Source organism: Erythrobacter sp. HKB08, from assembly GCF_004114695.1.
Taxonomy (GTDB): domain Bacteria; phylum Pseudomonadota; class Alphaproteobacteria; order Sphingomonadales; family Sphingomonadaceae; genus Parerythrobacter_A.
Genome location: NZ_CP035310.1, coordinates 2,498,465 through 2,510,947 on the forward strand (window position 1 = coordinate 2,498,465; position 12,483 = coordinate 2,510,947).

The following is a 12,483-nucleotide window of genomic DNA, read 5'->3' on the forward strand; positions in this document are numbered from 1 at the left end:
CCGGAATGGTGCCGTTCAATTGGGAAGATCCCTTCGACCTGGAATCCCAGCTTACCGAAGACGAGCGGATGATTCGCGACACCGCGCATGCCTTCGCGCAGAGCGAATTGCAGACCCGCGTGCAGGATGCATTCCGTCATGAAGTCGACGCGCCCGAGCTGTTCCCGCTGTTCGGACAGGCCGGTCTCCTCGGCGCAACGGTGCCGGAAGAATATGGCGGTGCAGGCGCCAGCTATGTCGCCTACGGCCTGATCGCGCGCGAGATCGAGCGGGTCGACAGCGGCTATCGCTCGATGGCCTCGGTCCAGTCGAGCCTCGTGATGTATCCGATCCATGCCTACGGCTCGGAAGAACAGCGCCGCAAGTACCTCCCCGGCCTTGCCAGCGGCGAGCTGATCGGCTGCTTCGGCCTTACCGAACCCGACGCAGGCTCCGACCCGGCCGGAATGAAGACCCATGCCAAGAAGGACGGCGACGGTTACGTCCTCAACGGGTCGAAGACCTGGATCTCGAACTCGCCTTTCGCGGATGTTTTCGTCGTTTGGGCGAAGAGCGAGGAGCATGGCGGCGGCATTCGCGGCTTCGTTCTCGAAAAGGGCATGAAGGGCCTTTCCGCCCCCAAGATCGAAGGCAAGGTCAGCCTCCGCGCCTCGACAACCGGCATGATCGTGATGGACGATGTGAAGGTCGGCGCGGATGCGCTGCTGCCCAATGTCCAGGGTCTCAAGGGGCCGTTCGGTTGCCTCAACCGCGCGCGCTACGGCATCAGCTGGGGCGCGATGGGCGCGGCGGAATTCTGCCTCCACGCCGCGCGCCAGTACGGCCTCGACCGTCACCAGTTCGGCGTGCCGCTCGCTAGCAAGCAGCTCTACCAGCTCAAGCTCGCCAACATGATGAGCGAAATCGCACTCGGCCTGCAGGGATCCCTGCGCGTCGGTCGCCTGATGGACGAGGGCCGCTTCGCCCCGGACATGATCTCGATCGTGAAGCGCAACAACGTGGGCAAGGCGCTCGAAATCGCCCGCCACGCGCGCGACATGCACGGCGGCAACGGCATCAGCGACGAATACCAGGTCATCCGCCACATGGTGAACCTCGAGACGGTCAACACCTACGAGGGCACGCATGACGTCCATGCGCTGATCCTCGGACGCGCGGTGACCGGCATCTCGGCCTTCTGATGAAGCTTTACGGCTACTACCGCAGCTCGACGAGCTTCCGCCTGCGCATCGCGCTCGAACTCAAGGGGCTGGAATACGAGAATATTCCGGTCAACCTGCTGCAGTCCGAGCAGAAGGCGAAGGACTTCACCAGCCGCAACGCTTTCGGCAGCGTGCCGATGCTCGAAGCGGACGGGCGCGACCGGGCGCAATCGATGGCGCTCATCGAGTGGCTCGACGAAGCCTACCCAGAGCCTGCACTGCTGCCGACGGATATCGAAGACCGCTACACCGCGCGCGAACTGGCCTATGCCATCGCGACCGAGCTGCACGCGCCGCTAAACCTGCCGATCCTCAAGTACCTCGGCAGCGAATACGGCAAGTCGCAGGAAGAGATCGGCGAATGGTACCGCCACTGGCTCGCCCGCACGCTCGACCCGCTGGAGAAGCGGCTGGAGCAGGTCGGCAGCGGCGATTTCCTGTTCGACGGGCCCGGCTTCTTCGAGGTCTGCCTGCTGCCGCAGATGTACAACGCGCGCCGCTTCTCATTCGACTTTTCAGACAAGCCGCGCATGGAGCGGATCGAGCGGGCCTGCCTTGCCCTGCCCGCCTTCCAGCGCGCCCACCCCGATAACCAGCCGGACAACCCCGAAAGGACGGCCCAATGAAACTCGCATCGCTCAACGATGGAACCCGCGACGGCAAGCTCGTCGTCGTGTCCAAGGACATCACCCGCTACTGCGCGGCGGACAATATCGCGCCGACCATGCAATATGCGCTCGACAACTGGGACGAGGTCGCGCCGAAACTCGACGCGCTCTACCGCGATGTCGAGCACCAGACGGTCCCTTGCGAGCGTTTCCACGAACGCGAGGCGCACTCCCCGCTGCCGCGCGCCTACCAGTGGGCCGACGGCTCGGCCTACATCAATCACGTCGAACTGGTGCGCAAGGCGCGCGGTGCCGAGGTGCCGGAGAGCTTCTACCACGACCCGCTGATGTACCAGGGCGGCAGCGACGATTTCCTGCCCCCGCGCGGTGACATTCCGCTCAAGGACACTGCATGGGGCTGCGACATGGAAGGCGAGATCGCCTGCATCACCGACGATGTGCCGATGGGCACCTCGCCCGAAGATGCGGCCGGTCACATCAAGCTGCTGATGCTCGTCAACGACGTCTCGCTTCGCGGCCTCATCCCGGGCGAACTCGCAAAGGGCTTCGGCTTCTTCCAGTCCAAGCCCGCCACCGCTTTCTCGCCCGTTGCCGTCACGCCTGACGAGCTGGGCGATGCCTGGCAGAACAGCGTCATCGCCCACCCGCTCAAGGTCGATTACAACGGCGAGCCGTTCGGCCGCGCGGAAGTGGCGGAGGATGCGACCTTCAACCTCGCCGATCTGGTCTCGCATGCGGCCAAGACCCGCAACCTCGGCGCGGGCGCGATCATCGGGTCGGGTACGATCTCGAACAAGGGCGAAGACGGCGGCCCCGGCAAGCCGGTCAGCGAAGGCGGCGCAGGCTACAGCTGCATCGCGGAAATCCGCATGATCGAGACGATCTACGACGGCGAGCCCAAGACCCGTTTCATGGCACCGGGCGATACCGTGCGCATCTGGATGGACGACGAACACGGCCATTCGATCTTCGGTGCGATCGAACAGAAGGTCGTCCAGGCCTGATCATCGCGAGGGCATGAAAAAAGGGCGCGGGGGTCTCGCTCCCCGCGCCCTTTTGCTTGCGTCAGGCCTCAAAAACGGAGGGAAAGGCCCGCGCTCACAACCCAAGGGTCGATCTTGTGTTCGGTCTCGATGGCGAGCGTATTGCCGGCAAACCAGCGCGCAGTCGTGTCGACGAAATAGCGCTTGGCATCGATGCTGAAGCCGAGGCCGTTCTCGTTGAGCGGCACGTCGACGCCCGCCTGCACGGCAAGGCCCAGCTCGTTGGACATGTCGAAGTCGGTCACTCCGAGCGGCAGGGTGGCAGCACCCGGCTGTTCGTCGATCCAGATGAAATAGGTCGGACCTGCGCCGACGTAGGGCTTGATGCCGCCGGCATCGAAATGGAGCTTGGCGGTCACCGTAGCCGGAATGACCTTGGCATCGGACACCAGCTCGGCGCCCGGCAGGCCGGTCGTGCCGTCGACATCGTGCTGCGTGACGCAGCAGATCGTCTCGATCGAGAAGTTGTCGGTGACGAAGTATTCGATCGCGACCGTGGGGACGATATTGTCATTCGCCTTGGTCTGCGTGTTCGCGGGCAGGCCGACGATGTCGGTGCGCACATCGGTGATCTTGCCGTCAGGCAGGACCCCGGTGACGAACAGTTTCGCCTGGAAATCACCGGCTTCGGCACGCGCGGCCGCCGGGGCCGACAGCATGGCGACGGCTGCGATCGCAGTCGAAAGATACAGTTTCATCTCATGTCTTCCCAGCGCCGCAGCGGTCACACTGTGTGACCCAGGGTGATTGCGGCGTCGGAGCCTGAATGGCGGATTCGCAAAGGCCGTTCATTGATCCGCGTCAAAGACAGCAAAGCTTTTCCGGACCATCTGCATCCCATCGAGCCAGGGGCAGGAGGCCATGGGAACACGCAGCGCATTCGAAACATTCATGCGGTCGGCATTCGGCCTCGAGCCGGGGTGTCGGCTGGGCGCCGCGCTTGAACCGCTGTCCCGGACCTGCCCGATCGAGAAGGGCCAGACCGCCGATCTCGACCGTTCGATCGACCTCATTGCCTACATCGCGGGCGGTTCGACCAAGCTGGTCGCGAAGGCCTCCGACAACCGCGAGCAGATCGTCGCCTTCCACTTCGGCGGCGACCTCGTCTCGATCCCGAAAGAGGCGCTCCACAGCTATCGCCTGACGGGCCTGGAAGCGGGGGAACTGCTCTATTTCCCGGCTCGCGAATTCTTCGACCAGACGGCTTCCGAAGCGAGCGTCGCGCGCGCGCTTCACGACCGTTTGCGCACGGCGCTGCATCGTTGCCGCGACAAGGCGGTTGGGCTCGGTCGCAAGACCGCGCAGGAGCGTCTGGCCGATTTCCTCCTCATCATGTGCGAGCGCGTGGGCGTTCATTCAGGCCGTGCCTGCCGGCTCGACCTGCCCATGTCGCGCAAGGACATCGGCGACTCGCTCGGCCTCACGATCGAGACGGTCAGCCGCCAGCTCGGCGTGCTGCGCGAAGTGGGGCTGATCGAGACGCAGGGCCGCTCCGGTATCCTCATTCGCAACCTCGACGAACTGGCGGCGATCGCCGGCCATTTCGCGGGCGATGCACCCGAAAAGGCGAAAGCCTCAAGATTTGACGCAGATCAATGCAGCGGTTCCGCCCGGGGCCTAGCGACGACCTCGACAGGAGGGTCATACTGATGGAAGCGGTACTCGGCCGGATCGGCCTCTGGTTTCTGATTTTGCTGGCGGCGATTGCAGCCATGCTGGGCGCGGCGGACAGCGGGTTCGCGGCGCATATGGTCATTATCGCGCTGCTCGCGCTCGTGATGATCGTCTTGAGCGCCAACCGGTACGATCCGGTCGCCAAGGCGCAGAGCATCCTCGGCATGCCGCCGGGGCCTTCGCGTTATGACGACGATCCCATCCGCTGGGGCGTCATCGCGACGATGTTCTGGGGCCTCGCCGGCCTACTCGCCGGCGTATTCATCGCGCTCCAGTTGACCTTCCCGCAGCTCAATTTCGAGCCCTACCTCAACTTCGGACGCCTGCGCCCGCTGCATACTTCGGCAGTGATCTTCGCATTCGGCGGGAACGCGCTGCTCGCAACGAGCTACTACGTCGTCCAGCGCACCTGCCGCACGACACTCGCGTTTCCCAAGCTCGCCCGCTTCGTCTTCTGGGGCTACCAGCTGTTCATCGTGCTGGCGGCGACCGGCTACCTGCTCGGCATCACCCAGTCGAAGGAATATGCGGAGCCCGAGTGGTACGTCGACCTGTGGCTGACGATCGTGTGGGTGAGCTACCTGATCGTCTTCGTCGGCACGATCCTGCGCCGTCACGAACCGCATATCTACGTCGCCAACTGGTTCTACCTCGCCTTCATCGTCACCGTGGCGATGCTGCACGTGGTCAACAACCTGGCGATGCCGGTCAGCCTGCTCGGTTCGCGCAGCTACTCCGCTTTCGCCGGGGTTCAGGATGCGCTGACGCAGTGGTGGTACGGCCATAACGCGGTCGGCTTCTTCCTCACCGCGGGCTTCCTCGCGATGATGTACTACTTCGTGCCGAAACAGGCCGAGCGACCGATCTACAGCTATCGCCTGTCGATCATCCACTTCTGGTCGCTGATCTTCCTCTACATCTGGGCAGGTCCGCACCACCTTCACTACACGGCCCTGCCGGACTGGGCGCAGACGCTCGGCATGGTGTTCTCGATCATGCTGTGGATGCCCAGCTGGGGCGGCATGATCAACGGCCTGATGACGCTCAACGGCGCATGGGACAAGGTCCGCACCGACCCGATCATCCGCATGATGGTCCTCGCGCTCGCCTTCTACGGGATGAGCACCTTCGAAGGCCCGATGCTGTCGATCAAGTCGGTCAACAGCCTGTCACACTACACCGACTGGACCATCGGCCACGTCCACTCCGGCGCACTTGGCTGGAACGGCATGATCACCTTCGCCTGCGTCTACTTCCTCGTGCCCCGCCTGTGGAAGCGCGAGCGGCTGTACTCGGTGCGGATGATCAACTGGCACTTCTGGCTCGCGACGCTCGGCATCGTTTTCTACGCCGCCAGCATGTGGGTCGCAGGCGTGACCCAGGGCCTGATGTGGCGCGAATACGGGGCCGACGGATACCTGGTGAACAGCTTCGTCGATACGGTCGCGGCGCTGCACCCGATGTATCTCGCCCGTGCCTTCGGCGGCCTGCTCTACCTCTCGGGCGCGGTCATCATGACCTACAACATCTGGATGACCATCGCCGGCAAGCTGCGCGATGAAGCTCCGATGGGCGTCTCCACCTACGACGAAGCGGCCGACCGTCCGCTCGCTCCGGCAGAATAAGCGCGAAAGGCAGGATTGCTTCCCATGAGCATGACGGAAAAGCACAAGAAGCTTGAACGCAACGTCACCCTGCTGGGTGCAGCGACACTGGTCACCGTTGCCATCGGCGGCGTGGTCGAAATCGCCCCGCTGTTCTGGATCGACAACACGATCGAGGAAGTCGAAGGCGTGCGGCCCTACAGCCCGCTCGAGCAGGCCGGGCGCGACATCTACATCCGTGAGGGGTGCTACACCTGTCACAGCCAGATGATCCGCCCGTTCCGAGACGAGGTCGAACGCTACGGCCATTACAGCCTCGCGGCGGAAAGCATGTACGACCACCCGTTCCAGTGGGGATCGAAGCGCACCGGGCCCGACCTGGCGCGCGTCGGCGGGCGCTATTCGGATGAATGGCACGTGCAGCACCTCGAGAACCCGCAGGCGGTCGTGCCCGAGAGCATCATGCCGCAATACGGCTTCCTCAAGGACAACGAGCTCAAGGTGAAGGACGCCGGCGCAATGCTGACCGCCCTTCGCCGCGTGGGCGTGCCCTATTCCGACGAGGATATCGAGCAGGCCAATAGCGACCTCATCGCCCAGGCCGACCCCGATCTCGACGCGGGCAACCTGGAGGAACGCTATCCGAAGGCGCAGATCCGCGACTTCGACGGCAATCCCAACAAGGTCAGCGAGATGGATGCCCTGCTCGCCTATCTCCAGATGCTCGGCACGCTGGTCGATGTAAACAGCGCCGCGGCACAGGAAGAACTCGCCGAGGAGAAGGGCCGATGACCTTCTATGACGCATTCCGCCACTTCGCCGACAGCTACGGGCTGGCGCTGATTTTCACGCTCTACCTCGTGCTGTGCGGCTGGGCGTTCCTGCCCGGCTCGCACAAGCGCAACCACTCGGCAGCCAATTCGATCTTCGAGGACCAAGACCATGGCGAATAAGACCGACGACAAGCGGATCGACCAGCCGACGGGCACCGAATTCGTCGGCCACGAATGGGACGGCATCGAGGAGCTCAACACGCCCCTGCCGCGCTGGTGGCTGTGGACCTTCTACGCGACCATCCTGTTCTCGGTCGGCTATGTCGTGGCCTACCCCGCCTGGCCGATGATCGAGAAGGGCACCGAGGGGATGCTCGGCTGGTCCAGCCGCGGCGAGCTCGCCAAGGAAATGGATGCCGCCGACATGGCGCGCCAGTCTTTCAAGGAGCAGCTGGCGGCGATCGACGTGGTCAAGCTGCGCGACAATCCGGAACTGTTCCAGCAGGCCGCAGCGGGCGGACAGGCCGCTTTTCGCGTGAACTGCATCCAGTGTCACGGCTCGGGCGGCGCGGGCAACCAGCGTCTCGGCTATCCGAACCTCAACGACGATGCCTGGATCTGGGGCGGTACGCTGGAGGACATCCACTACACGATCAGCCACGGTATCCGGCAGCCGGTGGACAATGAGGAACGCCAGAGCGTCATGCCGCCGTTCGCCGGCGCATTCGACAGCGGCCAGCTGAATTCGCTCGTCGACCATGTCCTGTCGCTCAGCGGCAAGGCGCAGTCCAATCCGGTCGGAGCGCAGCTCTATGCCGACAACTGCGTCGCCTGCCACGGTGCGCAGGGCCAGGGCGATACGGCTCAGGGTGCACCGCGCCTCAATGACGCGATCTGGCTGCGCGGCGGCACGCGCGACGACATCAAGGCGCAGATCCTTAATCCGAAGATGGGCGCCATGCCCGCCTGGCAGGATCGCCTCGACGCGCCGACGATCAAGATGCTGACCGCCTATGTCTATTCGCTCGGGGGAGGCGAAGAGCCGGCTGCAGAGCCGATCATGTCCACCGAAAACCCCGAGGTAGCGGACGATGCCGCCGAATGACGAGACCCTGTCGAGTGCAGTAGCGGAGCCCGAGGCGGCGACCCAGCGGCACACGCCGCAGGAGCCGCCTCGCCAGCACCTGCCGGAAAAGCTCTACGAAGCGCGCAAGCAGGTCCACAACAAGCGGATCGACGGGCCATTCCGCCGCTTCAAGTGGTTCGTCATGATCGTCACGCTGGCGATCTACTACATGACGCCGTGGCTGCGCTGGGATCGCGGCCCCTATGCGCCGGACCAGGCGGTTCTGGTCGATCTGGCCAACCGCCGTTTTTACATGTTCGGCATCGAGATCTGGCCGCACGAATTCTATTTCGTCGCCGGCCTGCTCATCATGGCGGGAATCGGGCTGTTCCTCGTCACCAGCGCCGTCGGGCGCGCATGGTGCGGCTATGCCTGCCCGCAGACCGTCTGGACCGACGTGTTCCAGCATATCGACCGCCTCGTCGATGGCGACCGCAATGCGCGCTACCGGCTCGACAAGGCGCCGTGGGGCCCGGGCAAGATCGCCCGGCGCGGCTTCAAATGGTCGATCTACCTGCTGATCAGCTTCGTCACCGGCGGCGCATGGATTCTCTATTTCGCCGACGCACCGACGCTCTTTCGTGACTTCTTCGCATTCGAGGCCGCGCCGGTCGCCTATGCGACGGTCGCGATCCTGACCGCGACGACCTTCATCTTCGGCGGCTTCATGCGCGAGCAGGTTTGCATCTACATGTGCCCCTGGCCGCGCATCCAGACTGCGATGCTCGACGAGAAGTCGCTCATCGTCACTTACAAGGACTGGCGCGGCGAACCGCGCGGCAGCGTCAAGAAGGCGGAAAAGAACCCCGGCCAGTTCGGCGACTGCATCGACTGCATGCAATGCGTCCAGGTCTGTCCGACGGGGATCGATATTCGCGAAGGCCCGCAAATCGGCTGCATCACCTGCGCGCTGTGCATCGATGCCTGCGACAAGATCATGAAGGACATCGGTCGCCCGCGCGGGCTGATCGACTATGCAACGCTGGAGGATTGCGAGCGCGAAGCGGCGGGCGGCGAAGCGCGGCCTCCGTGGAAGGCGCTGTTGCATGTCCGCACGCTGATTTATTTCGCCGTCTGGGGCGGTATCGGCGCGGCGCTGTTGTTCGCGCTCGGCGTGCGCTCGCACACCGACCTCACCGTCTCGCCCGACCGCAACCCGCCCTACATGCTGATGAGCGACGGTTCGATCCGCAATTCCTACACGCTCAAGCTGCGCAACATGGAAAGCCGCCCGCGCGACATGGCGGTATCTGTTGCCGGACTGCCGAATGGTGTATTCTGGACCGACACGATCGACCGCGGCGAAGCGGCAGCGCGCCAGACGATCACCGTCCCGGCAGACGCGACGCGCACGGTGCGCGCCTATGTGATGGCCCCGTCGGACAGCGCGGCACAGAATTTCACCTTCACCCTCACCTCGCTCGACGAGCAGGCGGAGAGCGACACGGTCGAAACCCGCTTCACCACCCCGGGAGAGCAATGATGCAACGCGAATTTACCGGCAGGCACATGGCCATGGTGATGGTCGGCGGCTTTTCCATCGTGGTCGGGGTCAATTTCGCCATGGCGGCAGCCGCGACCAACGGCTTCGGCGGGGTGATCGTGAAGAACTCCTACGTCGCGAGCCAGAAGTACAACGGCTGGCTCGAGGAAGCCCGCGAGCAGGAAGCGCTCGGCTGGTCGGCAGAAGTTGCGCGAGTCGAAGGCGGCCAGCTCTCCGCACTGACCGAAGGCGTGCCCGCAGGTGCCGAAGTGCGCGCCGAGCTGCGCCGACCGATCGGCAAGCCGGAAATGACCAATGTGACGCTCGTCGAAACGGGCAAAGGCAGCTTCTCGAGCGCAGAGGCCATCCCGGGCGGTCGCTGGATCGTGCGCCTGCACATCGGGGCGGGAAGCGACGACTGGGCGCGGGAATACCGCATCCCGTGACCGCGCACGTAACTCTCGACCCCGCATCGGGCACCTCTCTGGTCGACACGCGACTGACTGTGCCCGGCATGCGCTGCGCAGGGTGCATTGCGAAGATCGAACGCGGCCTGTCGGAAATGCACGGGGTCGAGGCGGCACGGGTCAATTTCTCCGCCAAGCGGGTCGCGGTTCGCCATGACCCGGCAATCGGCGAGGACGAGTTGGTCGACGCGCTGCTGCACCTTGGCTTCGAAGCGCAAGCGGTATCGGAGAACCCGCTTGCCGAAGACCAGGGCGAGACGAAGAAGCTGATCCGCGCCCTCGCCGTCGCAGGCTTCGGCATGATGAACATCATGCTGCTGTCGGTCAGCGTGTGGTCGGGTGCGGGCGGCGTCACGAAAGAGATGTTCCACTGGCTTTCCGCCGTGATCGCCATTCCGGTGGTCGCCTATAGCGGGCAGCCGTTCTTCTCCTCCGCCCTGATGGCGCTGCGCTATCGCCGCACCAACATGGACGTGCCGATTTCCATCGGCGTGCTCCTCGCAACCGCGCTTAGCGTCTACGAGACGCTCACGGCAGGCGAACATGCCTATTTCGACGGTGCGGTCATGCTGCTGTTCTTCCTGCTCGCCGGCCGGACGCTCGATGCCTCGATGCGCAGCCGCACGCGTGCCGGCATCGGCGCACTGCTCGGGCGCATGGGGAGAAGCGCCGGGATCATCCAGCCCGACGGCTCGATCAAGCGGGTCGAGGCGGCCGATATCCAGCCCGGCATGGTCATGCTCGTCGCGGCGGGAGAAGCGCTCGCAGCGGACGGGCGCGTGATCGAGGGCGCAAGTTCGATCGACAATGCCATGCTGACCGGCGAAAGCGCGCCGGATGCGGTCGAGATCGGGGACATGGTCCATGCCGGCGCGATCAACCTGCTCAATCCCGTGCGGGTCGAAGTGACGGCGGCATCGGGCGATACCGTCATCGCGGAGATCGCGCGGCTGATGGACGAGGCGGGCCAGTCGCGCAGCCGCTACGTGCGCATCGCCGACCGCGTTTCGCGCCTCTACGCGCCTGCCGTGCATTCGCTGTCGGCGCTGGCCTTTGCCGGGTGGATGATCGCCGGGGCCGGCTGGCACCAGTCGCTCATCATCGCTATCGCCGTGCTCATAATCACCTGCCCATGTGCATTGGGCCTTGCGGTTCCTGCGGCGCAGGTGGTCGCAAGCAATGCCCTCCTCAAGCGGGGGCTGCTGGTGAAAGACGGCAGCGCGCTCGAACGGCTGGCCGAGGTCGACACAGTCGTCTTCGACAAGACCGGCACTCTGACGCTCGGGGAACCGCGCGCAGACCTTGGTGGCCTGTCGAGCGAGGATCGCGCGATCGCCTATGCGCTGGCCCAGACCAGCCGCCATCCGCTGAGCCGCGGCCTCGCCCGCACGCTGGCCGCAGCCGGCGTCACGCCCGCCGACCTTTCCGATGTGTCGGAAACCGGCGGCAAGGGTGTCAGCGGCAGGTTGGGCGAGATGCCGGTAAGCCTCGAGAGGCCTCTCACTGCCCAGGCCACCATGGCCGTCGACCTCGTTGTCGGCGAGCGGCGCAGCACCATCGGTTTCAGCGACCCGCTGCGCCCCGATGCGGCCGAGGCACTGAGCAAGCTCGGCGTCATGGGGCTTTCCTCGCAGATCATGTCTGGCGACAGCAGCCGCGCGGTCGAAAAGGTGGCGGACGAACTTGGCCTCGAATGGGCCGGTGCGCAGAACCCTGCAGAGAAACTGGAACGGCTCGAGGGGATGAAATCCGGCGGGCACAAACCGCTGATGGTCGGGGATGGCCTGAACGACGGCCCTGCCCTTGCCGCCGCCCACGCCTCGATCGCCCCCGGCACGGCCAGCGATGCAAGCCAGCAAGCGGCCGATGCGGTCTTCGTCGGCGACCGCCTCATGCCTGTCGCCATGTCGATCAAGGTTGCACGCCGAACGATGGACATCGTGCGCCAGAACTTCGCCTTCGCGGTGATCTACAACGTCTGCGCAATCCCCCTCGCTTTGTTCGGGATGGTCACGCCGATGGTCGCGGCCATCGCCATGTCGATGAGCTCGATCATCGTGGTCGGCAATTCGCTACGCCTTGCAGGAGCTGCCAAATGAGCGTCCTTGCCTACCTGATCCCCATCGCGCTCGGCATGGGCGCGGCTGGCCTTGCCTTCTTCTTCTGGGCCATGCGCGACGGCCAGTTCGAGGATCTCGACGGCGCCGCCAACCGCATCCTGATCGACGACGAGGACATGGAAGGATGATCGGCAAGCTCGCCGCGATCGCCGTCCTTGCGCCGCTCGTCCTGCCGACCCAGCCGGTAGAGGCATCGGGCCTTGTAGCCGAGCTGTGCGGTGGCGGTTCGATCGTACTGCCGATCGATCTTCCGGCTGACGAACCTGCGCCGTGCAACGAAAAAGCGTGCCACGCGGCGCAATGCCGCAAGAAATTTGATCCAGCGCAAGGACGCACTGCCGACCCGCTCGCATAAGCCCTCG

General features: G+C 64.7%; 14 protein-coding genes. 13 read left to right on the top strand and 1 reads right to left on the bottom strand.

The genetic code is table 11. From position 1 onward, the window contains the following. Nucleotides 1-5 precede the first annotated feature (5 nt). Genes EO245_RS12080 through EO245_RS12090 form a run of 3 tightly spaced genes read left to right on the top strand, consistent with a single transcriptional unit; the run spans nucleotide 6 to nucleotide 2,835 of the window. Nucleotides 6-1,181, top strand: a complete 1,176-nt coding sequence (locus EO245_RS12080; protein WP_128893566.1) for an acyl-CoA dehydrogenase — start codon at nucleotides 6-8, stop codon at nucleotides 1,179-1,181. Beyond that, the gene (gene maiA / locus EO245_RS12085) at nucleotides 1,181-1,828 is read left to right on the top strand and encodes a maleylacetoacetate isomerase (protein WP_128893166.1); all 648 of its coding nucleotides are present in this window, start codon (nucleotides 1,181-1,183) and stop codon (nucleotides 1,826-1,828) included. The genes EO245_RS12080 and maiA overlap by 1 nt, the downstream gene beginning before the upstream one ends. After that, nucleotides 1,825-2,835, top strand: coding sequence for a fumarylacetoacetate hydrolase family protein (locus EO245_RS12090; RefSeq protein WP_128893167.1), 1,011 nt, complete (start codon nucleotides 1,825-1,827; stop codon nucleotides 2,833-2,835). Before maiA ends, EO245_RS12090 begins: the two co-directional genes overlap by 4 nt. A 68-nt stretch (nucleotides 2,836-2,903) precedes the next feature. On the opposite strand, the gene EO245_RS12095 is transcribed toward EO245_RS12090, so the two are convergent. Next, on the bottom strand, nucleotides 2,904-3,572 hold the full coding sequence (locus tag EO245_RS12095; RefSeq protein ID WP_128893168.1) for an OmpW family protein: 669 nt from the start codon (nucleotides 3,570-3,572) through the stop codon (nucleotides 2,904-2,906). A gap of 163 nt (nucleotides 3,573-3,735) precedes the next feature. On the opposite strand from EO245_RS12095, the gene EO245_RS12100 reads away from it, so the two are divergent. From EO245_RS12100 to EO245_RS12145, 10 genes are read left to right on the top strand one after another with little or no spacing between them, the layout of a single operon-like run. Continuing rightward, on the top strand, nucleotides 3,736-4,524 hold the full coding sequence (locus tag EO245_RS12100) for a helix-turn-helix domain-containing protein (RefSeq protein WP_128893169.1): 789 nt from the start codon (nucleotides 3,736-3,738) through the stop codon (nucleotides 4,522-4,524). Further along, on the top strand, nucleotides 4,524-6,173 hold the full coding sequence (gene ccoN, locus EO245_RS12105; protein ID WP_128893170.1) for a cytochrome-c oxidase, cbb3-type subunit I: 1,650 nt from the start codon (nucleotides 4,524-4,526) through the stop codon (nucleotides 6,171-6,173). The genes EO245_RS12100 and ccoN overlap by 1 nt, the downstream gene beginning before the upstream one ends. A 24-nt stretch (nucleotides 6,174-6,197) precedes the next feature. Then, on the top strand, nucleotides 6,198-6,944 hold the full coding sequence (gene ccoO / locus EO245_RS12110; RefSeq protein ID WP_128893171.1) for a cytochrome-c oxidase, cbb3-type subunit II: 747 nt from the start codon (nucleotides 6,198-6,200) through the stop codon (nucleotides 6,942-6,944). Then, nucleotides 6,941-7,105 carry a cbb3-type cytochrome c oxidase subunit 3 gene (locus EO245_RS12115; protein ID WP_128893172.1) on the top strand — a complete coding sequence of 55 codons (165 nt, stop codon included), beginning with the start codon at nucleotides 6,941-6,943 and terminating at the stop codon, nucleotides 7,103-7,105. The genes ccoO and EO245_RS12115 overlap by 4 nt, the downstream gene beginning before the upstream one ends. Continuing rightward, nucleotides 7,095-8,030 (top strand): cytochrome-c oxidase, cbb3-type subunit III, encoded by a 936-nt coding sequence (gene ccoP / locus EO245_RS12120; protein ID WP_128893173.1) that lies wholly within the window; start codon nucleotides 7,095-7,097, stop codon nucleotides 8,028-8,030. Before EO245_RS12115 ends, ccoP begins: the two co-directional genes overlap by 11 nt. Next, nucleotides 8,017-9,534 carry a cytochrome c oxidase accessory protein CcoG gene (ccoG, locus tag EO245_RS12125; protein ID WP_128893174.1) on the top strand — a complete coding sequence of 506 codons (1,518 nt, stop codon included), beginning with the start codon at nucleotides 8,017-8,019 and terminating at the stop codon, nucleotides 9,532-9,534. Before ccoP ends, ccoG begins: the two co-directional genes overlap by 14 nt. Further along, entirely contained in the window at nucleotides 9,531-9,980 is a 450-nt protein-coding gene (locus EO245_RS12130) for a FixH family protein (protein WP_234026892.1), read from the top strand. Before ccoG ends, EO245_RS12130 begins: the two co-directional genes overlap by 4 nt. Further along, nucleotides 9,977-12,100 (top strand): heavy metal translocating P-type ATPase, encoded by a 2,124-nt coding sequence (locus tag EO245_RS12135; protein WP_255416944.1) that lies wholly within the window; start codon nucleotides 9,977-9,979, stop codon nucleotides 12,098-12,100. Before EO245_RS12130 ends, EO245_RS12135 begins: the two co-directional genes overlap by 4 nt. After that, complete coding sequence (gene ccoS, locus EO245_RS12140; protein WP_128893176.1) at nucleotides 12,097-12,249, top strand: cbb3-type cytochrome oxidase assembly protein CcoS; 153 nt, start codon at nucleotides 12,097-12,099, stop codon at nucleotides 12,247-12,249. Before EO245_RS12135 ends, ccoS begins: the two co-directional genes overlap by 4 nt. Continuing rightward, nucleotides 12,246-12,476: a hypothetical protein gene (locus tag EO245_RS12145; RefSeq protein WP_128893177.1), complete on the top strand. Its 231-nt coding sequence runs from the start codon at nucleotides 12,246-12,248 to the stop codon at nucleotides 12,474-12,476. The genes ccoS and EO245_RS12145 overlap by 4 nt, the downstream gene beginning before the upstream one ends. The last annotated feature ends 7 nt before the right edge of the window (nucleotides 12,477-12,483 follow it).